Consider the following 22,693-nt stretch of genomic DNA (forward strand, 5'->3'; position numbering starts at 1 on the left):
CGGCTGGCTGACGCCGGCGAGTTCGGCCACCTCCACGCTGGACAGGAAGGGGGCCTCCTCGGCGGTGCGGACCAGGCAGTGCGCGATACGCCGCTGGGTGGGGGTCAGGCGGTGCGCCTCGAACAGCGTCAGCAGCCGCGCCGAGGCATGGGCCACCCCGGAACTGATGCCGACGCCGTCCCCGCCGCCGGCCGCGGCGCCGTCGGCCGCCCCCGTCCCAGCACCTGAGGCGCCGTCCGTCCACCCCGCGCCGTCCGCCGACCGCAGGCCGGCGACCGACCCCGCGCCGGCGACCGACCCGGTCCCCGCACCGGCGGCCACGTCCTCCGCCAGCGCCTTGCCGCCGTCCGCACCACTCATCGCAGCCCCGTCCCCGGCCGATGACCCACCGGCCGTTATTCACTGGGATATGACTCTGCATGAAGCTATGCAGTCAGGCAAGGCCAACCCCCTCAGCCCCCGGGACCGTCCCCGTGCCGCTCGGCCCGGCGGCCACCCGCCCATCGACCCCTTGCTCGGCAGCGCAACGAAGGGGCCGGACAGGTGATCATCACCTGTCCGGCCCCTGTGGACAACCCGCCGGGAACCCGCGGACACCCGCGGACAACCCCCGGTGGCGCCCCCGCCCGTACCGCCCGAAGGCAGCCGCTCGGGGGCGCGGTGGCTCAGTTCCGCTGCCCCGATTCGTCCAGTTCCTCCGTGCCGGCCGTACCCGCGTCCACCGGACGACCGGCGCCCGGAGCGGCCAGGCCGCGCGGAGTCGGGACACCGGCCGGGAGCGGATCCGAACCGCGGTCCGCGTGCCCCGGCCACCAGGCGGCGTGCCCGATGAGCGCGGTGAGGCTCGGCGTGAAGAACATCGCCATCACGAACGCGGCGACCACGATGCCGAAGGCGATCGCGAAGCCCATCTCGGTCAGGAAGCTGTTGCCGGACAGCATCAAGGTGGCGAAGGTCGCGGCCAGGATGAAGCCGGCCGACGCGATCGTCGGCCCCGCGTGCCGCAGCGCCTGGGCCGCCGCCTCGCGTGGCTCACGGCCCTCGCGGGCCTCCTCCCTGAGCCGGGCGATCATCAAGATGTTGTAGTCGGTCCCGATCGCGACCACGAACAGATACATGATGATCGGCAGCAGGAAGATCAGCCCGTCGCCGCGGCCGAAGATCAGCACCGTGGCCCCGAGCGTGGCGCCGAAGCCGAGGGCCACCGACGCGATCAGGTACCAGGGCGCGACCACGCTGCGCAGCAGCAACCCCAGAATGATCATGATCAGGATGGCCGCCACCGGGAAGACGGTGCGGTAGTCGTGGTCCACGGCCGCGTTGATGTCCCGGTAGATCGACGACGTACCGCCGACCACCGCTTCGGTTCCGGGTGGCGCGTTGTCCGCGGCGACGGTGCGGACCGAGCCCACCGCCGAGATGGCCTTGTCACTGGCGCCCGAGTACTTGAGCGTCAGGGAGAACAGCGCGGTGGTCCGGTCCTTGTTGAGCCCGGTCTTCTGGTCGAAGGAGGCATCGGCGACCCCGTCGGCGTGCCGCAGCTTGTTCTCGTAGGCGGTGAAGTCCACCCCGTTCAGCGGCTTGCCGTTGGTGCTGGTGAGGAAGACCGAGGTCGGGTCGGCGGCGCCCGCCGAGTAGACCTTGCTCATGGTGTCCTGGACGACCATCGACTCCTTGGTCTTCGGGATGGATCCCGAGGCCAGGTCGTAGTTGGCCTTGTAGCCCAGCGTGCCGAGCGCCAGCAGCACCATGACGAGGCCGGAGACGATCGCCACCTTGCCGGACTTGCGGCCGACCAGTTGGCCGATGGCGGCGAACCGCGCGTCGGACGGCTCCTGCTGCCACTTCTTGCCCGGCCAGAACAGCGCCTTCGGCGGGATCACCGAGCAGATCGCCGGGAAGAGGGTCAGACCCGCGATCAAGGTGACCGCGACCAGGATGGCCAGCGCCGGGCCGAGCTGGGTCAGGAAGCCGAGGGTGGACAGCGTCAGCGCCAGGAAGGAGATGATCACCGCGCCGGCCGCCGAGGCGATGGCCTCGCCGACCCTGGTGACGCTGTTGACCATGGCCTGCTTGGGTTCGTCACCGGCCCGCAGCCGTTCTCGGTAGCGGAACATCAAGAACAGGAAGTAGTCGGTGCCGACGCCGAGCACCACCACGATCAGCAGCGCCGAGACCGAACTGTTGGCCTGCAGTCCGAAGATCTTGGTCGCGTCGGCGATGAGCGCGTTGGAGGTGCTGAAGACCAGCGCAATCAGGACGAACAGCGGCATGATGGCGATGATCGGCGACCGGAAGATGATCAGCAGCGTGGCGATGATGATCAGCACCGAGCCGAGCAGGGCCACGATGTCCGAGGTGTTACCGGCGTCCTTCTGGTCGAGCGCCTGCCCGGCCTGGCCGCCGACCTGCACCTTCAGATCCGTGCCCTTGGCCAGGTCCTTGGAGTCGGTCCGCAGCGTCTGGGCCGCGTCGGCCTGCTTGGGCTGCCCGGCGCTCTTCTTGTCCATCTGGACGAGCGCCGTCTGGTACTTGCCGTCCTTGGACGGCGTACCGGCGATGACCTTCTGCACCTGGTCGATCTTCTTGGCGCCCAGACCGTTGGTGATCTTGGTGATGTCCGCCTTGTCGGCGGCCGTCAGCGGTGCGCTGTCGGTGCGCTGGTAGAGCACGATCGCGGACGGGGTGAAGGACGCGGGGAACGCCTTCTCCTGCAGGTCCATCGCCTTGATCGACTGGTAGCTGCTGGGGAGGAAGCTACTTTCGTCGCTGTTCGACGGCAGACTCGGCGCGGTGGCGATGATGGCGACGGCCGCGATGACCCACGCGACAATCGTCCAGATGGGATGACGGACGACGGTGCGTCCGATGCGGTGGAACATGCGGTGCTGCCTCCATGGCAGGACGTATCACCGCCACCCTTTGGAGCGGGACCCGGGTATCGGCGACCCGGACGGCGCGAGGCGCTGCCCGGTGGTTGGTGGTGTGCTGGGTGGGTTGTGCTGCCGATCTTACTTGCCGCCCGGCAAGCGGCAACCACGGCCCCCCTCGCCCCATCCTCCGGTTCACAGCGGGGGGAGCAACCTCTTTTGCGGCTTCCCCATCGCGTTGCGCGGCAACTCGGCCAGGAAGCGCACGACCCGGGGCCGCTTGTGCGCCGCCAGCCGCGCCGCCACGAAGTCGGTCAGCTCCGCCGCGCTCACCTCGCCCGCCACCACATAGGCGACGATCTGCTGCCCCAGATCGTCGTGCGGGACGCCGACCACGGCGGCCTCCCGCACCGCCGGGTGGGCCAGCAGGGCGTTCTCCACCTCGCCGGCGCCGACGCGGTAACCCCCGGTCTTGATCAGGTCGGTGGAGGCCCGGCCGACGATCCGGTGGACGCCGTCCGGTTCGATCGCGGCGATGTCGCCGGTTCGGAACCAGCCGTCCGCGGTGTACGAGGCCGCGGTCGCCTCCGGCCGGCCCAGGTAGCCGTCGAAGAGGGTGGGGCCCTTGAGCTGCAGCTCCCCGATCCCGTCGGCGGCGTCGGCGATCCGGGTGACGACGCCCGGCAGCGGGGTGCCGACCACGCCGGGCCGCCGCTCCCCCGCGGCGCGCGTGCTCAGTGTGATCAACGTCTCGGTCATGCCGTAGCGCTCCACCGGCCGGTGCCCGGTCAGCCGGCGCAGGTCCTCGAAGACCGGCGCGGGCAGCGGGGCGCTGCCGGACACCAGCAGCCGGGCGCCGGACAGCGCCCGGGCCGCGTCCTCGTCCTGTACCACCCGGTGCCACACGGTGGGCACCCCGAAGTAGAGGCTGCCGCCGGCCGCCGCGTAGGCCGCCGGGGTGGGGCGCCCGGTGTGCACCAGCCGGCTGCCGGTGCGCAGTGCGCCCAGCACCCCCAGCACCAGGCCGTGCACGTGGAACAGCGGCAGGCCGTGCACGAGGGTGTCGTCCGCGGTCCACTGCCAGGCGGCGGCGACCGCGTCCAGGCCCGCGGCGACGGCCTCGCGCGAGATCAGCACGCCCTTCGGCGGCCCGGTCGTCCCCGAGGTGTAGAGCACCAGGGCGGTGTCCCCGGCCGGCCCGCCGGCGTGGTCCGCGCGCTCGGAGAAGTCCACGGGCAGCAGCTCGGCGCCGGAGTCGCGCAGGATGTGCGCCCGCTCGTCAGGACCCGCGTCGGGCGCGATCGGCACGACGGGTACACCCGCGAGCAGGCCGCCGACGACCGCGGCAACGGTCTCCAGGGAGGCGGTCGCCTCCACCGCGAACGCCTTGGTGCCGGCCGCCCGCCGCGCCACCGCGCCCGCCGCGCCCAGCAGCTCCTCGTATCCGCACGTCCTGCCGGCCACGGTCAGCGCGTCGGCCCGGTCCTGACGGCCGTTCAGGGCGGCGAGCACGGGCACCTCGGGCATGGCGGGTCCTCCTCGGGACGGCTGTCCCCCGGGGAGAACCGGGGGCTAACCCCAGTGTCGCCCACGCCCCGACTGCCTACGGTGGCTCCCATGGACGCCCGCGACCCGGAACTCAACAAGGAACTCTCCGCCACTTTGCAGGCCCGCAAGGACCTGGGGGCGGAGTACGAGTCGGAGCTGGTCGACTCGTTCATGGAAAAGGTGGCCGAGCGCGTCGACAGCCGCGTCGAACAGCGCGTACGCCGTGAACTGGCCCAGCAGCAGACGTCGTTCGCCCGCTCCGACCGCCGGCCGATCGGCCCGCCGCAGCACGGCGCGCGCTTCGCCCGCTACGGGTTCGCCGGCTTCACCCTGATCGCCGCGATCCCGCTGTCCGCGATCTCCGCCACCCAGGCCGGTCCGACCGGGCTCTTCGTCACCTGGGCCGGCATCGTGGGCGTGAACGTCGCCCAGGTGTTCAGCAGCGTCCACAGCGGCCCGCGCGGCAAGAAGGAGAAGGACGACCGGGCGTAGGGCCGGCCGGAAAGAGCCGTCGAGATCCGGGACGAGCCGGAGAGAGTGGAGAAATAAGGGCGGGAACCGCCGCACCCCCTGGTGAAAACCCAGAGGGGCGGGACGACGGCGGTTCCCGCCGGGACGCGCGCCGGGTCAGGGCCGGGCATACGCGTCCAGGGTCACCATGGAGTCCGGGAGCCGCTCCGGAAGCCTTGGCGCCACATTCGGGTCGCTGCGGCCGGTGGTGCACCGGCCGTTGCGACATCACCAAATGTGCCGGACGGTTGTTAAGCCCGTGCTGCGCCTACGTGTCGTGGCTGTACCAGTTCCGCGAATCGGGGACCGGACGCCCGCGGCGCCCGGCCGCTGCGGGCGCCGCCGCCCAGCCGCTTCCCAAGCCGCCGATCAGCCGCCGCGGGCCCTGGCCCGCCGGGCTCAGGCGCCGCCGTGCCCGGCGAGGAAGGCCAGCAGGTCCTGCCGGCTGACCACTCCGGTCGGCTTGCCGTCCACCAGCACGATCGCCGCGTCCGCGGACTCCAGCACCGTCATCAGGTCGGCGACCGGCTCCCCGGAGCCGACCTGCGGCAGCGGCGGGCTCAGGTGCTTGTCCAGCGAGTCCTCCAGCAGGGCGCGCTTGGTGAACAGGGCGTGCAGCAGTTCCCGTTCCACCACCGAGCCGATCACCTCGGCCGCCATCACATCGGGGTGCCCGGCGCCCGGCTTGACCACCGGCATCTGCGAGACGCCGTACTCGCGCAGCACCTCGATCGCCTGGCCGACCGTCTCGTCCGGGTGCATGTGCACCAGATTCGGCATGCCCCCGTCCTTGCGGGAGATGACGTCGGCGATCCGGGCCTGGCCCTCGCTCTCGTCGAGGAAGCCGTGCGAGCTCATCCACACGTCGCTGAAGATCTTCGACAGGTAGCCGCGGCCGCTGTCGGGCAGCAGGACGACCACCACGTCGTCGGGCCCGAGCCGCGCGGCGACCTCGAGCGCCGCGACCACCGCCATCCCGCAGGAGCCGCCGACCAGCAGGCCCTCCTCGCGGGCCAGCCGCCGGGTCATTCGGAAGGAGTCCTTGTCGGAGACGGCCACGATCTCGTCGGCCACGTCGCGGTCGTAGGCGGTGGGCCAGAAGTCCTCGCCGACGCCCTCCACCAGGTAGGGGCGGCCGGAGCCCCCGCTGTACACCGAGCCCTCGGGGTCCGCGCCGATCACCTGCACCCGGCCGTCGCTGACCTCCTTGAGGTAGCGGCCGGTGCCGGAGATGGTGCCGCCCGTGCCGACCCCCGCCACGAAGTGGGTGATCCGGCCGTCGGTCTGCGTCCACAGCTCGGGGCCGGTCGAGTGATAGTGCGACAGCGGATTGTGCGGATTGCTGTACTGGTCCGGCTTCCAGGCGTTGGGGGTCTCCCGCACCAGCCGGTCGGACACGTTGTAGTAGGAGTCGGGGTGCTCGGGGTCCACCGCGGTCGGGCAGACCACGACCTCGGCGCCGTAGGCCCGCAGGACATTGATCTTGTCCATCGAGACCTTGTCCGGGCACACGAAGACGCAGTGGTACCCCTTGCGCTGGGCGACGATGGCCAGCCCGACTCCGGTGTTGCCGGAGGTGGGCTCGACGATCGTGCCGCCCGGCTTGAGCTCGCCGCTGCGTTCCGCGGCCTCGATCATGCGCAGTGCGATGCGGTCCTTCACCGAGCCGCCGGGGTTGAAGTACTCGACCTTGGCCAGGACGGTTGCCTGAATACCCTCGGTCACACTGTGGAGCTTCACCAGCGGGGTGTTGCCGACGAGGCTGATCATCGAGTCGTGAAACTGCACCGTTTGTCTCCGGGTTCTCCGAGATGGGTACGGCCAGCCTAGGCGGGAAACGCGAACCCGACCGCCAACGTTGGCATTGCAGCGGTGCCCCCCGGGGCACCAGGTTCATGTACGGGGCAAGCGCTGGGGCAGTGGAGGTGGCCGGCTCGATGTCGAGGGCGAGAGTGGCACGGCGGATCGCGACCGCGGCGGCGTTCGGCGGCGGCGGGATCAGCCTGCTGGGCGGGGCCGCCGTCGGGCTCCTGCTGACGGAGGTACGGCTGGCCAAGCGGGTGGTGGGCGGCTCGGACGACGAGCCGCCGCGGGCGGACGGCCGGTACGGGTCGGCGTTCGCGCTCCCCACCGGGGAGGCGCCGCTGCGGCTGAGCTTCCTGGGGGATTCCACCGCCGCCGGGCAGGGCGTGCACCGGGCCCGGGAGACGCCGGGGGCGCTGCTCGCCTCGGGGCTGGCGGCGGTGGCCGAGCGGCCGGTGAAGCTGGTGAACGTGGCGCTGCCGGGCGCCCAGTCCGACGATCTGGCCCGCCAGGTGTCGCTGGTCCTCGACGGAGTGGTGGCCCCGCCCGACGTGGTGGTCGTCATGATCGGCGCCAACGACGTGACCCGGCGGATGCCGCTGGCCACCTCGGTGCGGCTGCTGGCCGACGCGGTGCGGCGGCTGCGGGCGGCCGGTACGGAAGTGGTCGTCGGCACCTGCCCCGACCTGGGGTCGGTCGAGCCGGTCTACCAGCCGCTGCGCTGGCTCGCCCGGCGGGCCAGCCGGCAACTGGCCGCGGCCCAGACGATCGCGGTGGTGGAACTGGGCGGGCGGACGGTCTCGCTGGGCGATCTGCTCGGCCCGGAGTTCGAGGCGCGGCCGCGCGAGCTGTTCGGCCCGGACAACTACCACCCCTCGGCGGAGGGGTACGCGACCGCCGCGATGGCGATGCTGCCGACGGTGTGCGCGGTGCTGGGGCTGTGGCCGGAAGCCGACGAGCGGCCGGACGCCCGCCGCGGCGAGAGTTTCCTGCCGGTGGCGCAGGCGGCGGTGGAGGCGGCGTCCCAGGGCGGCACGGAGGTCACCGCGGCGCGGGCGGTGGCCGGTCCGCGCGGCCCCTGGGCCCTCCTCAAGCGCCGTCGCCGCCGCCCGCTCCCCGAGGGCCACCACCCCGAGCCGGCCGAACACACGGCCCCCTAGCCGGGGAGGCCCGGAATACGGCGCCGCCCCAAAACCCCGGACCCGCACCCCGGACCCGCACCCAGGCCCGCACCCGGCCCCGACCGCAACGCGCCCCCGCCGTCCCCGGCCGCGGCCACGCGGTGGCCGACCGCGCAGTTCCCCGCGCCCCCGCACAGCACCCCCGCGGCGCACGGAAACTCCCACCTCCCACGCCAGCACCCGCCCCGCCAGGGGCGCGGGGAACTGCGCGCGCAACCACCAACCACCCGCACCCCGGACACCACCGCAACCAGCCCCCACCACCCCCGGCCAGCGGCCAGCGGCCACCCGCACACCGCACACCACCGCAACCAGCCCCCACCACCCCCGGCCAGCGGCCAGCGGCCGGCGGCCACCCGCACGCCGGGCGCCGGCGTGACCAGCCTCAACCCACCGCCGGCCGGCGGGAAGGCGGGCGCCGAGGGGGAAGTCACAGCGCCCGGCTGGTGACGCGCGGCGCTACGTGCGGGTAACTTCCGTGGGAGTCCGGACGAATACCCGCCGCTCGCCGAGGAGTGCCGCGATGCCCGAAGCCGTCATCGTCTCTGCCGCCCGTTCGCCCATCGGGCGTGCCTTCAAGGGATCGCTCAAGGAACTGCGGCCGGACGACCTGGCCGCGACGATCATCCAGACCGCGCTGGCCAAGATCCCCCAGCTCGATCCGCGCCAGATCGACGACCTGATGCTGGGCTGCGGTCTGCCCGGCGGTGAGCAGGGCTTCAACCTGGGCCGGATCGTCGCCGTGCAGATGGGCATGGACCATCTGCCGGGCTGTACCGTCACCCGCTACTGCTCGTCCTCGCTGCAGACCACCCGGATGGCGCTGCACGCCATCAAGGCGGGCGAGGGCGATGTCTTCGTCTCGGCCGGCGTCGAGATGGTCTCCCGGTTCGTGAAGGGCAACTCCGACAGCCTGCCGGACACGATGAACCCGGTGTTCGCCGACGCGCAGGCGCGGACCCAGCAGCGGGCCGAGCAGGGCGGCGGCGAGTGGCACGACCCGCGCGAGGACGGCCTCGTGCCGGACGCGTACATCGCGATGGGCCAGACCGCGGAGAATCTCGCGGCGCTCAAGGGAATCAGCCGGCAGGAGCAGGACGAGTTCGGCGTGCGGTCGCAGAATCTGGCCGAGGAGGCGCTGAAGAACGGCTTCTGGGAGCGGGAGATCACCCCCGTCACGCTGCCGGACGGCACCGTGGTCGCGAAGGACGACGGTCCGCGCGCGGGCGTGACGATGGAGGGCGTGGCGGGCCTCAAGCCGGTCTTCCGCCCCGACGGCACGGTCACCGCGGGCAACTGCTGCCCGCTGAACGACGGGGCCGCCGCGCTGGTGGTCATGTCCGACACCAAGGCGCGGGAACTGGGCATCACCCCGCTGGCCCGGGTGGTCTCCACCGGTGTCTCCGGGCTGTCCCCGGAGATCATGGGCTACGGCCCGGTCGAGGCGTCCCGGCAGGCGCTGCGGCGGGCCGGGCTGTCCATCGGCGACATCGACCTGGTCGAGATCAACGAGGCGTTCGCCGCGCAGGTCATCCCCTCCTACCGGGGCCTGGGCATCGATCCGGACCGGCTGAACGTCAACGGCGGCGCGATCGCGGTCGGCCACCCGTTCGGCATGACCGGTGCGCGGATCGCCGGCACCCTCATCAACAGCCTCCAGTTCCACGACAAGCAGTTCGGTCTGGAGACGATGTGTGTGGGCGGCGGCCAGGGCATGGCGATGGTCCTGGAGCGCCTCTCCTGACCCCTCGCCACCCCTCGCCTCCAGCGGGGCCCGTGACGAGCCGGCCCCGCCACCAGCACACCTCACTCAGTGTGTGCAACCGGCTCCGTTGCGCACGCTGTGTGACATAAGTCGCAACGAAACTGCCCCCGGGATGTGATTTTTCCCCGGGGGCGCTTCATCTCCGCAGGTCAACCCGGTACGTCGGCACCGATCCGGTCTTCCGAACCCACCCAATTCATCACGTTCCGCACGGCACAGGCCAAGGGTTTACCGGCAGAGTGATGGGTGGGGAAAGTTTCGTCCACCACCCAGGTGGGCATTGCCCGGGTCGCGTCAGTCGGGAGAACGTCCGTGAGTGTCAACGTCACCGTCCTGCTGGTCGCCGCGGGTCTCGCCGTGGCCGCGGGTACCGCCGCCCTGCTCTCCGCCCGCGGCCTGCGCCGCGAGCTGACCGCGCTGCGCCGCGACCTGGCCGGCCTGCGCCTGCCGGGGCCGCGCGCCTCCTCCGCCGACATCCGGTCCGCGGTCGCCGAGGCCCTCGCCGACGAGCGGGAACGCGAACTGGCCGAGGCCCGGGCCTTCTGGGCCGAGCAGGAGTCCCGCGAGACGGCCGGCGAGGGCATCTTCTTCCGCGGCGGCCTGTACGGTGCCACGGCCGACGCCGACAGCCCCGCCGAGGCGGTCCCGGACTACGCCGAGGCCGTGCCGGACTACGAGGTCCCGCCGGTGCTGCCCTCGCTGCCGCGGCAGAGCGACTTCGCCGGCCTGGAGCCGGAGGCGCCCGAGGTGGCGCGGCCGGCGCCGGGCGCGATCCCGCACCCCTCCGGCCCGGACTTCGCGCCCTCCCCGGTGGTCGCCTCCCGCGACCAGACCGCCGAACGGCTCGCCGACCTCGCCGACGCCCGTGTCCCGCTGTCGGACGTACGCCCCGGCCCCCTCGGCACGCTCGACGTGTATGTGTTCGCCGACGGCACGACGCTGTGCATGACCCCTGGCCACCGCGAGACCGCGCTCAGACTCTCCACGGCCCTCGACCGGGGCGAGGTCCCGGTGCTGCGCGGCGGCTCGGCGATAGCGGGGGCCTACGCGCTCACCTTCGCGTTCGGCGAGGAGAGCGTCTACGTCCTCGCCGACCGGGTGGTCGCGTCCCTCTGAGGCCCGTACAGGCCCTTTCCGGCTGTCGGTCAGCCGATGGCCCGGGCCGCGTCCGCGGCGCGCTCCCGCGCCTCCCGCAGCACGCCCGCGACCCGCTCCGGGTCGCGCTCGCGGTCCACCGCCATCGCCAACTCGTGCCCCGCCACGGCCAGTTGGTCGCCCACCACGAAGATGCCGTCGTCCGGCAGCTGATGGGGCTCGCGGCCGGGGAACTCCAGCAACTGGGCCTGCCCGGCCAGCCAGCGGGCCAGCGCGAGCCCCTCGCCCGCCGCGCCCGCCTGGAGCCGGCGCTGCGGAAGAGCCCGCAGGCGTCCGGCGAGGCGTTCCACAGCGGCGAACAGCGCGGCGCGATCGGACATGGGGACGACCCTACCGGGACCGGGTGACGCCCCTCGCACCCATATCCGCAGTCCGGGGTGGTTGCCAACGCACGACCACTCGGGCACGGTGGGGTGACCGGACCACCTACCGGAGGCGCCGATGTACCCACAGCACTTCTCCGACGAGACCCACCGGAACCTGCTCTCCCATATCCCACAGTCCACCGGCCGCGAGGTCAGCGACTGGCTCCGCGCCCTTGCCGACGGGCCGTCGTTCCTCCGCTTCGACGAGAAGGTCAGCTGGCTGCGCAGCGAGCACGACCTCTCCTACGGCCATGCCAAGGCCATCGCGCACGAGTACGACCTGCGGCGGGCCGCCCGCAATCTGCAGTAGGCCGCCCCGTCCCGCCCCGAACGCCCCCCGTGGACCTTCGTACGTCGCCGGACCGTTGCGGACGGCGTCGAACTCCCTGCCGTACGACCAGGACGACCACCTCCTCGCACGCGGGCCGACCCATGCCGACGGGCCCGGCCCGGAAAGCGGTGCTTTCCGGGCGGCCCGTCGGCGGTGCCGGACGGCCGGGGCCGTCAGTCGCGCAGGATGGAGATCAGCCGCAGCAGCTCCAGGTAGATCCACACCAGCGACAGCGTCAGGCCGAAAGCCGCCAGCCAGGACTCCTGCTGGGGCGCGCCGTAGCGGATGCCGTCCTCGATCTGCTTGAAGTCCAGGGACAGGAAGAACGCGCCCAGGCCGATGCCGAGCAGGCAGAAGACGATCCCGAGGCCGCCGGTGGTGATGCCCAGGCCGTTCGAACTGCCGAACGCGTAGAAGAGCAGATTGACGAACAGGGCCAGGACGAAGCCGACCGCGATGGCCAGCCCGATCCGCTGGTAGCGGGCGGTCACCCGGATCAGACGGGTGCGGTAGGCGATCAGCATGCCCGCGAAGACCGCCATGGTGCCCAGGACGGCCTGGACCGGGGCGCCTTGCCAGGCCTCGTTGTACATCCGGCTGATCACGCCGAGGAAGACACCCTCGAAGATCGCGTAGCCCAGGATCAGGGCCGGCGTCGGCCGCCGCTTGAAGTTCTGGATCATGGCCAGCACGAAGGCGATCAGCGCCGCGCCGACGGCCAGCCCGTACTGGTGCGGCAGGACGGTCCAGCCGAGCACCGCGCCGACCACGACCAGGCCGAGCGTCATCGCGGTGCGGGCGACGACGTCGTCGATCGTCATCCGGCCGGTCTGTGCGGGTCCCGCGGCCGGGCCCGCGTACATCCGCTCCATCTCGTCCGCGGTGAGCGGACGGCCCTGCGGCTGCTCATAGGGGTTGCGGGCGTACGGGTTGGCGCCCTGCCCGCCCACAGGTCCGCCGGCGGGGCCGCCGGCAGCTCCGCCAAAAGGATTGCCCTGCTGGGCGCCCGGCGCACCTTGCGCGCCGAAGCCGGCGTATTCGTTCCCGCGGGTGAAGCCCCGCCGGGAGAAGACCGGGTTGCTGCTCCTCATGTCACTCCTCCATGGGCCGCGTGCTGCGGCACTGCCGTCAAGAGTAATAGCTTGGCAAAAAAGCGGGATACGCCCGGAGGAGGATCTTCCCCTGACCTGGGCCCCTACTCGCGCCGGAGACAGCGGAAGAGCTCCCGGCGTGTCGCCTGCGGGCCCCGCCGCGAGGCGGTCCGCGTCCACCGGCCGCAGCGTACGGCCCGCCGGTGACAGGCCGGTGTACGGGACCGGTGCAGGGGGCCGGCGCAGGGGGGCGTTCACGGGGCGGGCGCACGGGGGCGGCGGCGATGGCGCGGACCGCGCGGATACGCGGTGGACGCGGGGGCTCCGGCGCGGTATCACTGAGACGTGGAAACGAACGTGCGTTCGAACGTCAGGGAGCAGGCCATGCCACGCCCCGACCACACCCGCGCCCTGCACGCGGCGCTGCTCACCGCCGCGCGCGGTCTGCCGGTGATCCCGCTGTCCCGGACCAAGCTGCCCGCCGTCCGCTCCCCGCACCGCGACGAGCCGCGGCCGACCGGCTGCCACGGCGAGTGCGGCCGGCCGGGGCACGGGGTGCACGATGCCAGCACCGACCCGGCCCGGATCCGCGCGCTGTTCGCCGTCGCCCCCTGGGCCACCGGATACGGCATCGCCTGCGGCCGGGCGCCCTATCACCTGATCGGGCTGGACCTGGACGTGAAGCACGGCTCCGACGGGGTGAGCGCGCTGGCGGCGCTGGCCGCGGCACACGGCTTCACCGTCCCGGAGACGATCACCGTCCTGACCCCGAGCGGCGGCCGGCACCTGTGGCTGTCCGCGCCGGGCCCGGTGCCCAACTCGGTGGGCAGGCTGGGCCCCGGCATCGACGTGCGCGGCGCCGGCGGCTACGTCGTCGGGCCCGGTTCGCGCACGGTGGCCGGCCGGTATCTGCTGCTGCCCGGCAGCCGGCAGCACACCCTCGGCGAGGCCCCGGCCGCGCTGCTGCGGCTGGCGGTGCCACCACCCCCGGCGCCGCCGCGTCCGGCGGACACCCCGGCGCCGCGGCACCCGGCGGAGAAGCGCGCCGCGGCGCTTGTTCGGTTCGTGCTGGACTCGCAGGAGGGCGAGCGCAACGGGCGGCTGTTCTGGGCCGCGTGCCGGGCGTACGACGCGGGCCTCGGGGAGGCGCTGGCGCCGGCCCTGGTGACGGCGGCGGTGCACACCGGGCTGAGCGAGCGGGAGGCGGCCGCCACGGTCGCCTCGGCGGGCCGACTCCGGGCATCCGCCGCGCCCTGAAGTGCCCGGAGCCGGACTTGAACCGGCACGCCCCCGAGGGGCAGCGAGGTTTAAGCTCGCCGTGTCTGCGTTCCACCATCCGGGCCGGCGGGGCGCAGAGAAAAGCGTATCCGGGTTGAAGCACGCGAACAGGACGGCCAACTGGCCATGTTGTCTGATTTTAGGGGTTACTGACGGTGTGTTAGCTCTTCCCGGAGGACCTCCATGCACCACAGGCGCTGTTCGCGGTGGCGGCCGCCCTCACGCACAAGTGACGTGAAATCGCTCTCCGCAGTCGCCTTTCGGCCCGGAATACGTCAAGTCCGGCAGCCGGCCGGCACCTTCGGCGCCCCGCGGCGGGGGCGCGGCGGGGGCGCCGGAGCCGCCCGCGGTCAGGACAGCCACGCGGTGCGGGTGGCCGGCAGGTCCGCGACGCCGTCGGCGGCGGTGCGCACCGCCAGCACCTGGTTGACGCCGATCCGGTTGCGTTCGAAGGACACCGCCGACGCGGCCATGTACAGCCGCCAGACCCGGGCCCGCCCGGGGGACGTCACCGCGACCGCCTTGTCCCAGCACGCCTCCAGATTCCGCACCCAGGCCCGCAGCGTGCGCGCGTAGTGCTCGCGCAGCGCCTCCAGGTCCCGCGCCTCGAAGCCGGCCTGTTCCAGCCAGGAGACGGTCGAGCCGACCGGGGCGAGTTCGCCGTCCGGGAAGACGTAGCGGTCGATGAACTCGTCGATCCGGTAGGTCTCCTCGTTCGCCAGCGGGCGCCGGGCGATCTGGTGGTTGAGCAGCCGGCCGCCCGGCCGCAGCAGCGCGTACAGCGTGCGGGCGTACTCCAGATAGCGCTCGCTGCCGACGTGTTCGGCCATCCCGATGGACGAGATCGCGTCGTAGGGGCCGTCCTGGACGTCCCGGTAGTCCTGCACCCGGATCTCTATCCGGTCGGTCAGCCCGGCCTCGGCGACCCGCTTGCGGGCGTAGGCGGCCTGCTCGTTCGACAAGGTGATGCCGGTGGCGTGCACGCCGTAGTGCCGGGCGGCGTGCAGGACCATGGAGCCCCAGCCGCAGCCGACATCCAGCAGCCGCTGGCCCTCGCGCAGCTGCAACTTGCGGCAGACCAGGTCGAGTTTGGCGTACTGGGCCTGCTCCAGGGTGCTGTCGGCCTCCGGGAACACCGCGCAGGAGTAGACCATGGAGGGGCCGAGCACCATCTCGTAGAAGTCGTTGCCGACGTCGTAGTGGTGCGCGATCGCGTCCTTGTCGCGGCGCTTGGTGTGCGCGATGCCGCTGCGTCTGCGGACCTCCTCCGGCGGGGGCGGCGGCGGCAGTCCGGGGCCGGCCAGCGCCAGGGCGCTGCGGGCCAGCCGGTAGGTCGCCGGGTCGCGCAATATGCCGCCGGCCCGGCGCAGCGTCTCGGCCCGGGTGGCGGCCGGTTCGTCGTCGCCGCGCTCCCAGAAGAGCCCGGACAGCGCGTCCAGCGCGAGGTAGAGATCGCCCTCGATGTCGAGGTCGCCGGCCACCCAGGCGCGCACCAGGCCCAGCTCTCCCGGCCGCCAGAGCAGCCGGCGCAGCGCCCGGCGCCGCCGGATCACCAGCACGGGTACACCGGAGGGCCCCGCCTCGCTGCCGTCCCACGCGCGCACGCGCAGCGGGAACGCCGTCGAGAGGGCATGTTCGGCGAGGTCGAGGATGCGATGAGCCGCGTCAGCCATGCTTCCGAGCGTACGACTGAAAACGCGCGCTGACTCCTCGGACGCGCAAATCTACGTTGTAGATACACGTAGATAGCCGCCGGTACGCCGGAAGGGCGCCCGCACCACGGATGGCAGGCGCCCTTCGGCTGTGAAGTTGTCCGGGATGGTCCCGATGTGCGGCGGACCGTCCGGAGTCGTACCAGGTCAGGAGGCCGCGGCGGTTTCCGCTGCCTTCTCGGCGGGGGCGGCCGGAGCTGCCGGGGCGACCGCGGCGGCGGGCGCCGGAATCGGCCGGGCTGCCTCGTAGAACTCCTCGCGGGGGTTCTCGATGGCGCCGAGCGAGACGACCTCGCGCTTGAGGAACATGCCCAGCGTCCAGTCGGCGAAGACCCGGATCTTGCGGTTCCAGGTCGGCACGGCCAGGCCGTGGTAGCCGCGGTGCATGTACCAGGCCAGCCGGCCCTTGAACTTGATCTTGGTCTTGCCGACCACGATCATCGCGACGCCCTTGTGCAGGCCGAGACCGGCCACCGCGCCCTTGTTCGCGTGCTTGTACTCCGCCTGCGGGAAGCCGCGCATCCCGGACATCACATTGTCGCCGAGCACCTTGGCCTGCCGCAGCGCGTGCTGCGCGTTCGGCGGGCACCAGGCGCCCTCGCCGGCTGCCAGGTCCGGGACCTGGGCGTTGTCGCCCGCGGCCCAGATGTAGTCGACGCCGCGCACCTGGAGGGTGGGGGCGGTGTCCACGTGGCCGCGCGGGCCGAGCGGGAGGCCGAACCTGGCCAGCGCCGGGTTGGGCTTGACGCCGGCCGTCCACACGATGGTGGAGGCGTCCACTTCGAGGCCGTTGGCGAGCACCACGTGCTTGTCCACGCAGGAGGTCATGGACGTGCTCAGGTAGACCTCGACACCGCGCTCGCGCAGGTGCTCCAGGCCCCACTGCCCGAGCTGCGGGCCGACCTCGGGCAGGATCTTGTCGGCCGCGTCGACGAGGATGAACCGCATGTCCTCGCGCTTGACGTTCGGGTAGTACGCGGCGGCGTCGCGGGCCATGTCCTCGACCTCGCCGATGGTCTCCGCGCCGGCGAACCCGCCGCCGACGAAGACGAAGGTCAGCGCCTTCCGGCGGACGTCCTCGTCCGTCGTGGAGTCGGCCTTGTCCAGCTGCTCCAGGACGTGGTTGCGCAGTCCGATGGCCTCTTCGACGCCCTTCATACCGATGCCGTTCTCGGCCAGGCCGGGGATCGGGAAGGTCCGGGAGACCGCGCCGAGCGCGATCACCAGGTAGTCGAAGGGGAGCTCGTAGGACTCGCCCACGAGCGGCTCGACCGACGCGACCTTGCGGTCCTGGTCGATAGTGGTGACCCGGCCGGTGAGCACCTCGGCTCCGGGAAGCACGCGTCGCAGCGGGACGACGACATGCCGCGGGGAGATGCTGCCTGCTGCGGTTTCGGGGAGGAAGGGCTGGTACGTCATGTACGAGCGCGGGTCGACGACCGTGACGGTCGCCTCGCCGTACCGCATCTTCTTCAGAATGCGGCGCGCCGCGTACAGGCCGACGTAACCGCCGCCTACTACGAGGATCCGTGGACGCTCCGTGGTGCTCATGCTTCGAGTATCCAGCACGTGGCGGGGCCCCCCTCGTGAGCCCCTTCACAAGGTACTGGACACCCTGTGCTACCCTGCCCGGCTTCACGATCCGGGGGCACCCGCACGAGGTGCCCCCCGCTGTCATCCGCACCGGTGCCGCCGGGTCTGAGCAGCGTCGATCAACTGTCGGGCGGCCCGGTGCGAACAGGTGTCACACCGCCGCAACACGGCCCCGGCGTGGATTTCAGGGGGTCGGCGGGGGGAGGACCGGCGAAAATCGGCCCCGGGGACGGGAACTTCATGTGAAGAGTTTCACAAAGCTTCTCCGGCGGCCGCGTCTCCGGGCCCGCGGGGCCTCAGCCGGCAGCGGGGCCGACCGCACCGATCACGCTCCAGGCGATGCCGTCGAGGATGTCGTGCTCGCTCACCACGACCTCCTTCGCACCGGTCCGCTCCATGATCCGCAGCAGGATCAGCGCGCCCGCGCCGATCACGTCGACCCGGCCCTCGTGCATGACCGGGATGGCGGCGCGCTCGGCGTGCGACGCGCCCAGCAGCCGGGCGGTGATGGCGCGGACCTGCTCCAGCGACACGCGCGAGTGGTGGATGACCGAGGAGTCGTAGCGTGGCAGTTCGAGGGCGATGCCGGCGATGGTGGTGACCGATCCGGCCAGGCCGACGAGGGTTCGGGCCCGGTCCAGCGGGACCGCGCCGGCCACGTCGGTGAGCGCGGCGTCGATGTCGGCGGTGACCGCCGCGACCTGTTCGGCGGTGGGCGGGTCGGCCGGCCGCCCGTCGCCCCGCAGGTGACGTTCGGTCAGCCGCACGCAGCCGATGTCCACCGAACGGGCCGCGCTCACGCTGTCCTCGCCGAGCACGAACTCCGTCGAGCCGCCGCCGATGTCCACCACCAGGTACGGGGCCACCAGGCCGTCGGCGGGCTGGAGTTCACGGGTGGCGCCGGTGAAGGAGAAGGCGGCCTCCTGGTCGCCGCTGATCACCTCCGGCTCGACGCCGAGGATGTCGCGCACGCCGCGCACGAACGCGTCCCGGTTGGCGGCGTCCCGGGTCGCGGAGGTGGCGGCGAACCGCACCCGCGCGGTGGGCACCGCGTGCTCCCGGATCACCTCGGCGTACTCCCGGCAGGCGGCGAAGGTCCGTTCCAGCGCCTCGGGGGCCAGCCGGCCGGTGCGGTCGACGTCCTGGCCGAGCCGCACGATCCGCATCCGGCGGTCCCGCTCGGTCAGCGTGCCGGCGGCCGGGTCCAGATCGGCGATCAGCAGCCGGATCGAGTTGGTGCCGCAGTCGACCGCGGCGACCCGTACGGGGTTACTCCGGCTCATCGGTGGCCTCCGGGGTCACACAGGGGCCCTTGGCCCACCAGTCGGGCAGCAGCGCCAGCGTCTCGTCGCCCAGCGGATTGACGCCGGGACCGGCCGCCAGCGCGTGGGCGGCCAGGACGTGCAGGCATTTGACGCGGTCGGGCATGCCGCCGGCGCTGGGGAAGCCCGGCAGCACCTCGATCGCGTCGCGGCGGGCGAGGTAGTCCTCGTGGGCGGCGCGGTAGGCCGCGGCCAGTTCGTCGTCCTCGGCGAGCCGGGCGGTCATCTGCTTCATCACGCCCTCCGCCTCCAGGGTGCCGATCGCGGAGGCCGCCCGCGGGCATGTCAGGTAGTACGTCGTCGGGAAGGGCGTGCCGTCCGCCAGCCGCGGCTGGGTCTCCACCACGTCCGGGTTGCCGCAGGGGCAGCGGTGGGCGACCGCGCGCAGGCCGCGCGGCGGGCGGCCGAGCTGGGCCCGGACGGCGGCGGTGTCCGCGTCGGTGGGCGGGGCGGGATGCTGGGGGGTCGGGTACCGAGGTGTGCTGTCCATGGGCCGATCTGCGTCGGGGGACGTCCCGGTCGCGGAACGTCCCTGGGGTAGGGGGATGCCCCCGCGACGGATACGGGGGGCGGCCGGCGTCAGTGGCGGATCGGGCCCGCGGCCGATACCGCGTCCGACTGATCGACGCCGTCCCACAGATTGTCGTACCACGGCCGGTGTGCCGCGGCCTGGTCGGTGGCGCCGCCCCGGACCCCCGGGCCGGCCGCGGCGGTGGGCACCGGCCCCGCCACCTCGTAGCCGGTCTCGCCGGGCAGTACGTAGTGCAGGCGCTCGCGGGCCTGGGCGCGGACGTAGTCCGGGTCCTGCCAGCGGGCCTTCTCCTCGCGCAGCAGCTCGACCTTCTCCTTGGTCCGCTGCGCCGCGCGCCGCTGGTCGGCGATGTCCGAACGCTGCGCGATGTACTGCCGCATCGGATAGGCCAGGGCCACCACCAGCGCGCACAGCACCAGCGCGAGCAGCGCGGCCCGGCCGGTCAGCTTGTTGCGGCCCACCGGGCGCCGGGCCGCCGCGCGGTAGACCCGGGACTGCGCCTGCTGGCCGATCGCCTTCAGCCGAACCGCGGTGGAGAACCGATCCGCCCCCACGCCGTGACTCCCCTCGCCGCCTCGCCCGTCGTCCTGACGCCGTTACGTCCCCGCCCACGGTACGGGACCGGGTGCGGGGACGTAGGGAGGCGGGCGCGGTAAAGGTCGGCCGCGACATGTCACGGCAGCTCACGGCAGGCCACGGCCGGCGGGAGGACCCGCGGGCGGACCGGCGCGAGGACCCGCGAAGGTCAGCGCTTGAAGCGCGGGAACGCGGAGCGGCCGGCGTAGACCGCCGCGTCGTCCAGGATCTCCTCGATGCGCAGCAGCTGGTTGTACTTGGCCACCCGCTCGGAGCGGGCCGGGGCGCCGGTCTTGATCTGGCCGCAGTTGGTGGCCACCGCCAGGTCGGCGATGGTGACGTCCTCGGTCTCGCCGGAGCGGTGCGACATCATGCACTTGTAGCCGTTGCGCTGCGCCAGCTCCACCGCGTCCAGCGTCTCGGTCAGCGAGCCGATCTGGTTGACCTTCACCAGCAGCGCGTTGGCCGTGCTGTTGTCGATGCCGCGCTGCAGGCGCTCGGGGTTGGTGACGAACAGGTCGTCGCCGACGATCTGCACCTTGCTGCCGAGCTTGTCGGTGAGGACCTTCCAGCCGGCCCAGTCGTCCTCGAACAGCGGGTCCTCGATGGAGACCAGCGGGTAGGACGCCACCAGGTCCTCGTAGTACTCGGTCATCTGGGCGGCCGAGCGGGACTCGCCCTCGAACGCGTACTTGCCCTCCTGGTAGAACTCCGAGGCGGCGACGTCCAGCGCGAGCGCGATGTCCTGGCCGGGCGCGTAACCCGCCTGCTTGATGGCCTCGATGATGAGGTCGAGCGCGGCGCGGTTGGACTCCAGGTTGGGCGCGAAACCGCCCTCGTCGCCCAGACCGGTGGACAGGCCGCGGGACTTCAGCACGCCCTTGAGGGTGTGGTAGACCTCGGCGCCCCAGCGCAGCGCCTCGGAGAAGGACTCGGCGCCGATCGGCGCGATCATGAACTCCTGGATGTCCACGTTGGAGTCCGCGTGCGAGCCGCCGTTGAGGATGTTCATCATCGGGACCGGCAGGACGTGCGCGTTCGGGCCGCCGAGGTAGCGGAAGAGCGGCAGGTCCGAGGCCTCGGAGGCGGCGTGCGCCACGGCCAGCGAGACACCGAGGATGGCGTTGGCGCCGAGCGAGGACTTGTCCGGGGTGGCGTCCAGGTCGAACATCGCCTGGTCGATCAGCCGCTGCTCGGTGGCGTCGTAGCCGACCAGCTCCGGACCGATCTGCTCGATGACGGCCAAGACGGCCTTCTCCACGCCCTTGCCGCCGTAGCGGTTCTTGTCACCGTCGCGGAGTTCGAGGGCCTCGAAAGCGCCGGTGGAGGCGCCCGACGGGACAGCGGCACGGCCTGTACTGCCGTCGTCGAGGCCGACCTCGACCTCGACGGTGGGGTTGCCTCGCGAGTCGAGGATTTCCCGGGCTACGACGACGTCGATGGACGGCACGTGGTCTCCTTCTAGAGATGTCTTCTCGTCTTTTTCGGGACGAGCCTAACCGGCTTCGGTGCCGGGGTCGGTGCTCGGCCCGGCGCTTGAGACGGAATACCCCGGCCGGGCACGACCAGGGGGGGTGTGTGCCCGGCCGGGGCGGTCAGGAGGCTTCGGCCGCCGTTCGTCCGGCGTTCAGCGGGCGGGGCGGAGCCGGTGTCAGCTCAGGTGCAGGTGCTGGCCCGGGTAGATCAGGTCGGCGTTGCTCACGATGTCGTGGTTGAGGGCGAACAGCTTGTGCCAGCCGCCGTGCACGTGGTGGGCCTTGGCGATCTTGGAGAGGGTGTCGCCGGCGACGACGGTGTACTCGCCGTTGCCCTTGCGCACCACGGTGTGGGTGCTGGTGGTGCTGTGGTGCCGGACGACCGGGGCGGCCTTGGGGGCGGCCTTGGCCGGGGCGGGGGTGGAGCTGCTGGCACTCGAAGAACTGGAGGAACTGGAGGAACTCGACGAGCTGGCGGACGAGGAGCCGGTGTTGATGGCGGGGGCCGGGCCGCCCGCGGTCAGGCCGCCGGCCGAGGCGCAGGACCAGGCACCGGGACCCTGCAGGGCGAGCAGCTTCTCGGCGGCCGCGATCTGCTGGTCCTTGGTGGCCAGGTCGGCGCGCGGCGCGTACTGCAGACCGCCGGCCGCTTCCCAGCTGGACTGCGAGAACTGCAGGCCGCCGTAGTAACCGTTGCCGGTGTTGATGGACCAGTCGCCGCCGGACTCGCACTGGGCGACGGCGTCCCAGGTGGACACGGAAGCCGCCGAGGACGAGGTGGCGCCGATCAGCGGAACGGCGAGTGCGGTGCCGGCGACTCCGGCGAATGTGGCGAATCGGACGAGCTTGGAGGCACGACGGTGCTTAGCCATGATGTTTTGTGTCCTCACCGACGCCTACGAGGTCAGCTGTCGGGTTCGGGCGTGAGTTGCCCGGCCTGAGCCGCGTGGTGCTCGTGCGGCGCTCGGCTTAACCCCTAGCCGGACTTCGGCCTTGAGTACGTGGCGCAGCGAGGTGTGCTGTCCGGTGCTGCGTGCGGCGTACGGCCTGGGTCCGGCGGAAGACCGTGGGTCCCCCGCTCCTGCCTGCGGCGCTTTCGCGTCGACTGTTCCCGTCGGGCGGCGGCAGGACTCGGCGTTCCTGCCCGGCGGGGCCCGCTGTGGCGAGCGTCAAAACGTTAAGCACAAGGCGGCAGATAGGACAAACATCCCGGTTCTGTCCGCCAACTGTGTCCGCTCGCTCGCCCGGTTGGCAGAACCGCAGGTCAAAGCGGTCGATTTCAGCGCTCTGCGAGCGAGCGGTCACAGGAGCCGGGGAGAGCCTTGTCACATCCCCCGACCGGCGATGCGCGAGTTACGTCCGCTTTGTCTTCCGGCCGTCAGCAGCCCTTTTTTCAGCCGAGGTTGAGGATCTGTCCGGGTTTGATGAGGTTCGGGTTGTCGCCGATCGCCTGGTGGTTGACGTCGTAGAGGTGGTGCCAGCCGCCGTCGATGTGCGTGGCGTCCGCGATCCCGATCAGCGAGTCGCCGGCGCCCACCGTGTAGTGCCCGACGGGCGAAGTGCCCGAATCGTCACCCTTGTTGGCG

General features: G+C 72.2%; 19 protein-coding genes, 1 tRNA gene, 1 pseudogene and 1 riboswitch. Of the genes and pseudogenes, 6 read left to right on the forward strand and 15 right to left on the reverse strand.

From position 1 onward, the window contains the following. From GA0115240_RS38655 to GA0115240_RS26440, 3 genes and pseudogenes are all read right to left on the reverse strand, one after another. Window positions 1-360: pseudogene (locus GA0115240_RS38655) on the reverse strand (MurR/RpiR family transcriptional regulator); the annotation flags it as partial. A 305-nt stretch (window positions 361-665) separates the two neighbouring features. Continuing rightward, on the reverse strand, window positions 666-2,882 hold the full coding sequence (locus tag GA0115240_RS26435) for an MMPL family transporter (RefSeq protein ID WP_093740379.1): 2,217 nt from the start codon (window positions 2,880-2,882) through the stop codon (window positions 666-668). A 183-nt stretch (window positions 2,883-3,065) separates the two neighbouring features. Beyond that, window positions 3,066-4,397 (reverse strand): acyl-CoA synthetase, encoded by a 1,332-nt coding sequence (locus GA0115240_RS26440; RefSeq protein ID WP_176725175.1) that lies wholly within the window; start codon window positions 4,395-4,397, stop codon window positions 3,066-3,068. A 90-nt stretch (window positions 4,398-4,487) separates the two neighbouring features. Here GA0115240_RS26440 and GA0115240_RS26445 point away from each other — a divergent pair, with 90 nt between their 5' ends. Beyond that, window positions 4,488-4,910, forward strand: a complete 423-nt coding sequence (locus tag GA0115240_RS26445) for a hypothetical protein (protein WP_176725176.1) — start codon at window positions 4,488-4,490, stop codon at window positions 4,908-4,910. Window positions 4,911-5,327: 417 nt separating this feature from the next. Here the strand turns inward: GA0115240_RS26445 and GA0115240_RS26450 are convergent, their stop codons facing one another. Next, window positions 5,328-6,716 (reverse strand): cystathionine beta-synthase, encoded by a 1,389-nt coding sequence (locus GA0115240_RS26450; RefSeq protein WP_093740381.1) that lies wholly within the window; start codon window positions 6,714-6,716, stop codon window positions 5,328-5,330. 149 nt (window positions 6,717-6,865) lie between these two features. Here GA0115240_RS26450 and GA0115240_RS26455 point away from each other — a divergent pair, with 149 nt between their 5' ends. From GA0115240_RS26455 to GA0115240_RS26465, 3 genes are all read left to right on the forward strand, one after another. Beyond that, a complete protein-coding gene (locus tag GA0115240_RS26455) occupies window positions 6,866-7,891 on the forward strand; it encodes an SGNH/GDSL hydrolase family protein (RefSeq protein ID WP_093740405.1) in 1,026 nt (341 codons plus the stop codon). Between the two features lie 544 nt (window positions 7,892-8,435). Continuing rightward, a complete protein-coding gene (locus GA0115240_RS26460; protein ID WP_093740383.1) occupies window positions 8,436-9,656 on the forward strand; it encodes an acetyl-CoA C-acetyltransferase in 1,221 nt (406 codons plus the stop codon). Between the two features lie 333 nt (window positions 9,657-9,989). After that, window positions 9,990-10,793: a hypothetical protein gene (locus tag GA0115240_RS26465; RefSeq protein ID WP_176725178.1), complete on the forward strand. Its 804-nt coding sequence runs from the start codon at window positions 9,990-9,992 to the stop codon at window positions 10,791-10,793. 29 nt (window positions 10,794-10,822) lie between these two features. Here the strand turns inward: GA0115240_RS26465 and GA0115240_RS26470 are convergent, their stop codons facing one another. Next, window positions 10,823-11,152, reverse strand: a complete 330-nt coding sequence (locus tag GA0115240_RS26470; protein ID WP_093740385.1) for a hypothetical protein — start codon at window positions 11,150-11,152, stop codon at window positions 10,823-10,825. A 121-nt stretch (window positions 11,153-11,273) separates the two neighbouring features. Here GA0115240_RS26470 and GA0115240_RS26475 point away from each other — a divergent pair, with 121 nt between their 5' ends. Further along, window positions 11,274-11,507 carry a DUF4287 domain-containing protein gene (locus tag GA0115240_RS26475; RefSeq protein WP_093740387.1) on the forward strand — a complete coding sequence of 78 codons (234 nt, stop codon included), beginning with the start codon at window positions 11,274-11,276 and terminating at the stop codon, window positions 11,505-11,507. A 194-nt stretch (window positions 11,508-11,701) separates the two neighbouring features. On the opposite strand, the gene GA0115240_RS26480 is transcribed toward GA0115240_RS26475, so the two are convergent. Further along, the gene (locus GA0115240_RS26480) at window positions 11,702-12,619 is read right to left on the reverse strand and encodes a Bax inhibitor-1/YccA family protein (RefSeq protein ID WP_093740389.1); all 918 of its coding nucleotides are present in this window, start codon (window positions 12,617-12,619) and stop codon (window positions 11,702-11,704) included. Between the two features lie 384 nt (window positions 12,620-13,003). Here GA0115240_RS26480 and GA0115240_RS26485 point away from each other — a divergent pair, with 384 nt between their 5' ends. Then, window positions 13,004-13,876, forward strand: coding sequence for a bifunctional DNA primase/polymerase (locus tag GA0115240_RS26485; protein WP_093740390.1), 873 nt, complete (start codon window positions 13,004-13,006; stop codon window positions 13,874-13,876). 2 nt (window positions 13,877-13,878) lie between these two features. On the opposite strand, the gene GA0115240_RS26490 is transcribed toward GA0115240_RS26485, so the two are convergent. The 9 genes from GA0115240_RS26490 to GA0115240_RS37255 form a co-directional block, all read right to left on the reverse strand. Further along, window positions 13,879-13,961 (reverse strand) — tRNA-Leu (locus GA0115240_RS26490). 286 nt (window positions 13,962-14,247) lie between these two features. Continuing rightward, window positions 14,248-15,570 (reverse strand): SAM-dependent methyltransferase, encoded by a 1,323-nt coding sequence (locus GA0115240_RS26495; RefSeq protein ID WP_093740391.1) that lies wholly within the window; start codon window positions 15,568-15,570, stop codon window positions 14,248-14,250. Window positions 15,571-15,756: 186 nt separating this feature from the next. After that, a complete protein-coding gene (locus tag GA0115240_RS26500) occupies window positions 15,757-17,160 on the reverse strand; it encodes an NAD(P)/FAD-dependent oxidoreductase (protein ID WP_093740392.1) in 1,404 nt (467 codons plus the stop codon). Between the two features lie 338 nt (window positions 17,161-17,498). Next, on the reverse strand, window positions 17,499-18,485 hold the full coding sequence (locus GA0115240_RS26505; RefSeq protein WP_093740393.1) for a Ppx/GppA phosphatase family protein: 987 nt from the start codon (window positions 18,483-18,485) through the stop codon (window positions 17,499-17,501). Then, complete coding sequence (locus tag GA0115240_RS26510; protein WP_093740395.1) at window positions 18,472-19,014, reverse strand: DUF501 domain-containing protein; 543 nt, start codon at window positions 19,012-19,014, stop codon at window positions 18,472-18,474. The genes GA0115240_RS26505 and GA0115240_RS26510 overlap by 14 nt, the downstream gene beginning before the upstream one ends. A gap of 89 nt (window positions 19,015-19,103) precedes the next feature. After that, the gene (locus GA0115240_RS26515) at window positions 19,104-19,610 is read right to left on the reverse strand and encodes an FtsB family cell division protein (RefSeq protein WP_093740397.1); all 507 of its coding nucleotides are present in this window, start codon (window positions 19,608-19,610) and stop codon (window positions 19,104-19,106) included. 191 nt (window positions 19,611-19,801) lie between these two features. Next, window positions 19,802-21,082 (reverse strand): phosphopyruvate hydratase, encoded by a 1,281-nt coding sequence (eno, locus tag GA0115240_RS26520; protein WP_093740399.1) that lies wholly within the window; start codon window positions 21,080-21,082, stop codon window positions 19,802-19,804. Between the two features lie 201 nt (window positions 21,083-21,283). Then, window positions 21,284-21,979, reverse strand: a complete 696-nt coding sequence (locus tag GA0115240_RS26525) for a LysM peptidoglycan-binding domain-containing protein (protein ID WP_093740401.1) — start codon at window positions 21,977-21,979, stop codon at window positions 21,284-21,286. 6 nt (window positions 21,980-21,985) lie between these two features. After that, window positions 21,986-22,129: riboswitch (cyclic di-AMP (ydaO/yuaA leader) on the reverse strand. Between the two features lie 371 nt (window positions 22,130-22,500). Beyond that, window positions 22,501-22,693, reverse strand: a 193-nt coding sequence (locus tag GA0115240_RS37255; protein WP_161302473.1) for a LysM peptidoglycan-binding domain-containing protein, incomplete at its 5' end; no start/stop codon positions are given.

Origin of the sequence: Streptomyces sp. DvalAA-14, from assembly GCF_900091855.1 — a bacterium.
In the GTDB taxonomy this organism is placed as follows: Bacteria; Actinomycetota; Actinomycetes; order Streptomycetales; family Streptomycetaceae; genus Actinacidiphila.

Coding starts and splice junctions, on each gene's coding strand:
- GA0115240_RS26435 (WP_093740379.1), bottom strand. CDS start 2,882: ATGTTCCACCGCATCGGACGCACCGTCGTCCGTCATCCCATCTGGACG.
- GA0115240_RS26440 (WP_176725175.1), bottom strand. CDS start 4,397: ATGCCCGAGGTGCCCGTGCTCGCCGCCCTGAACGGCCGTCAGGACCGG.
- GA0115240_RS26445 (WP_176725176.1), top strand. CDS start 4,488: ATGGACGCCCGCGACCCGGAACTCAACAAGGAACTCTCCGCCACTTTG.
- GA0115240_RS26455 (WP_093740405.1), top strand. CDS start 6,866: ATGTCGAGGGCGAGAGTGGCACGGCGGATCGCGACCGCGGCGGCGTTC.
- GA0115240_RS26460 (WP_093740383.1), top strand. CDS start 8,436: ATGCCCGAAGCCGTCATCGTCTCTGCCGCCCGTTCGCCCATCGGGCGT.
- GA0115240_RS26470 (WP_093740385.1), bottom strand. CDS start 11,152: ATGTCCGATCGCGCCGCGCTGTTCGCCGCTGTGGAACGCCTCGCCGGA.
- GA0115240_RS26475 (WP_093740387.1), top strand. CDS start 11,274: ATGTACCCACAGCACTTCTCCGACGAGACCCACCGGAACCTGCTCTCC.
- GA0115240_RS26480 (WP_093740389.1), bottom strand. CDS start 12,619: ATGAGGAGCAGCAACCCGGTCTTCTCCCGGCGGGGCTTCACCCGCGGG.
- GA0115240_RS26485 (WP_093740390.1), top strand. CDS start 13,004: ATGCCACGCCCCGACCACACCCGCGCCCTGCACGCGGCGCTGCTCACC.
- GA0115240_RS26495 (WP_093740391.1), bottom strand. CDS start 15,570: ATGGCTGACGCGGCTCATCGCATCCTCGACCTCGCCGAACATGCCCTC.
- GA0115240_RS26500 (WP_093740392.1), bottom strand. CDS start 17,160: ATGAGCACCACGGAGCGTCCACGGATCCTCGTAGTAGGCGGCGGTTAC.
- GA0115240_RS26505 (WP_093740393.1), bottom strand. CDS start 18,485: ATGAGCCGGAGTAACCCCGTACGGGTCGCCGCGGTCGACTGCGGCACC.
- GA0115240_RS26510 (WP_093740395.1), bottom strand. CDS start 19,014: ATGGACAGCACACCTCGGTACCCGACCCCCCAGCATCCCGCCCCGCCC.
- GA0115240_RS26525 (WP_093740401.1), bottom strand. CDS start 21,979: ATGGCTAAGCACCGTCGTGCCTCCAAGCTCGTCCGATTCGCCACATTC.